This is a genomic window from Bacillus thermozeamaize (assembly GCA_002159075.1).
GTDB classification, from domain to species: domain Bacteria; phylum Bacillota; class Bacilli; order ZCTH02-B2; family ZCTH02-B2; genus Bacillus_BB; species Bacillus_BB thermozeamaize.
In genome coordinates this window covers 1-2,332 of record LZRT01000008.1, presented here as the reverse complement: position 1 = coordinate 2,332, position 2,332 = coordinate 1, and the positions used below count along the sequence as shown (strand labels likewise).

At 48.1% G+C, this 2,332-nt stretch carries 1 protein-coding gene and 1 pseudogene; both read right to left on the bottom strand.

Annotated features, from left to right (window positions below):
* Positions 1 to 9: 9 nt before the first annotated feature.
* On the bottom strand, positions 10 to 762 hold the full coding sequence (locus tag BAA01_11980) for an ATP-binding protein (protein ID OUM90980.1): 753 nt from the start codon (positions 760 to 762) through the stop codon (positions 10 to 12).
* A 2-nt stretch (positions 763 to 764) separates the two neighbouring features.
* Positions 765 to 2,317: pseudogene (locus tag BAA01_11975) on the bottom strand (transposase).
* Positions 2,318 to 2,332: the final 15 nt, after the last annotated feature.

The window sequence follows — 2,332 nt, the reverse complement described above, 5'->3', positions numbered from 1 at the left end:
TTTTAAACACTATATCCCTAGAAAAATCGTCTGCCGATACTTCAGACGATAGCTGTCACCGCTAAGTTGAACGACTTCACTTTTGTGCAAGATCCGGTCCAGGATGGCAGTCGTTATGGCCTGATCACCCAAGAGTTCACCCCAATCTTCAGGACCTTTATTGGAAGTCAGGATGATGGACGTTTGCCCATAAAGCTTGTTAATCAATTGGAAAAACAGATTTGCTTCATTCCGGTCCATGGCCATAAACATCAGATCGTCCACTATGACCAGATCTGAGTTTAGCAGGCGCTTCACTTTATACTGAGAGGACCGTGAAATCAGTTGGGTTTTTAGTAAATGGATGAGAGTATCCATCGTAACAAAGCTGACTTTATAACCCTTTTTTAAGGCTTCGACGCCTAAACCGATGGCCAGGTGGGTTTTCCCTACCCCGGGAGGCCCGAGCAGAATGAGATTGTAATTCTGCTCAAGCCACAGCAGTTCTCTCAATTGCTGAAATTGTCGCTTGCTTAACGAAGGCTGTTCTTCCAGACGAAATTCGTCCAGCGTTTTCATCTCAGGGAACGATGCCCATTTATAGCGCCTGGCCAGTTGCTTTTCTTCACGACGCGCCAGTTCGTAATGGAGCATCCGTTCAAGGAACTCCCGGCACGTCCATTGAGCTTGTTCAGCTTCCATCAGGTGTTGTTCCACAACCTGGGCGGCTTCCGTCAGGTTTAAGGTTTTCAAGGCTTGTTTGAGTTCTACTGTCGGTTTCATGGTCAGTCTCCTCTCAAGATACGCTGATATACCTCGACATCACGAATCTGCGGCTTGGCTTTCCATTTGGCCGGATCTACACCACTGAGCGGTTTCACATCACTGGAAGCCATTTGCGTTTCTCCTTGGGTCGCGTTGAAATACTGCACTGCATCCGCAAAGTCGGTCGCGCGAAACAACCGGTGTTCGATACAATAGCGCAAGGCTTGGTCACTTGCGGTCTGGCTGGATTGGCTTAAGGTTTTCTGAATGAGCTGCAGCTGATCACGGATATACCTCGGGCGTTGGCGGTAGATTTCTTCCAAATAAGCTTTCGCCATCTCAGTATCCGTAAACTGCATCATGACGCTGTTCAGATACGCACAAATGCCCTTTTTCCTGTCTCGCCGGTGATTGGTATTCTGAATCAGCTGCCCCTTCATGAAGGAACGCTCATGTTCAGCAAGAAGTTCACCGGTACCTAAATCATAGATCCGCAACTTCGTTTCGCCGGCTTGCACACCAACTTCTTTGGCCGTACCATCATACGTCCCCAACGGTACCGAATACCGATTGCCTTCAAACCAGATCGTATTGTCTTTCCGCACAGTCCTTGTTATAGTGGATTTAGCATTTTGGATATTTGGGTGGACCGGGCGGAGATGTTGCCGTTCAAGGGCAAACACTTCGGCCGGTATTTTTTCGTCGTATGATGGACTAAGGCGTTGCCGGTTCGGTCCAACCAAGCCAAACAATCTTCATTCAGCTTGTCCACTGTCGTGAAGATGCGGTGACGGGCAAAATTCCGCTTCACATATTTCACCACATTCTCCACACGCCCTTTGCTTTCCGGATCCTGCTTCCGGCACATATGGACTTGAAAACCGCGATGATGCACGTAAGCCGCAAATTCGTGCGTCAAGATTAAGTCGCCGTAATTTTCACTCGTGAGCAGCAAATGATCCTGGTCATAGACGATTTCCTGGGTTATCCCGCCATAGTAGGCAAAGGCTCGTTCGTGAGCATCGATGACGTCTTGGGTGACAAAGGGCCGGTCTTGCCAGTGGACGAATTTATACCTGGAGCGGGATAGAACGAAAGTGATGAACCATAGTCTCACGGGAATTCCGTTGAGATTCTTCATCTTCGTCTCCCCGAAATCGACTTGCATTTGTTTGCCCATAGGGGGATCCGGAACCGCTTCATATTGCCTCTGCTTTACCGATTTGGGAATGCCGTATTGGTTTCGCAGAGCCCGGACATACGCTCGTACGGTACTTTCTCCGACTTTTAGTTCCGGGTCATGTTCTTTGAGCCAGTCCCAAATTTGTGCAGCAGAGAGGTCAGGATATTCCCGCAGCCATTGGACAATTCGCTGCTCGTAAGGATCCAACTTTTTTTGGCGCGTTTCCATCTCTTCCATAAATTGTTCAAATTCCTTTGGCGTCATACTCAGGTACTTGTAGACTGTATTTCTGGAGATATTCAATTTTCGTGCAATCTGGGAAACCTTTAGTCCTTTCGCTTTCAAGTTGTGAATCGTGAAATACATATGCCACCTTTCCAAGCGTTTCATACTCTTCCTCACCCA

Coding starts and splice junctions, on each gene's coding strand:
- BAA01_11980 (OUM90980.1), bottom strand. CDS start 762: ATGAAACCGACAGTAGAACTCAAACAAGCCTTGAAAACCTTAAACCTG.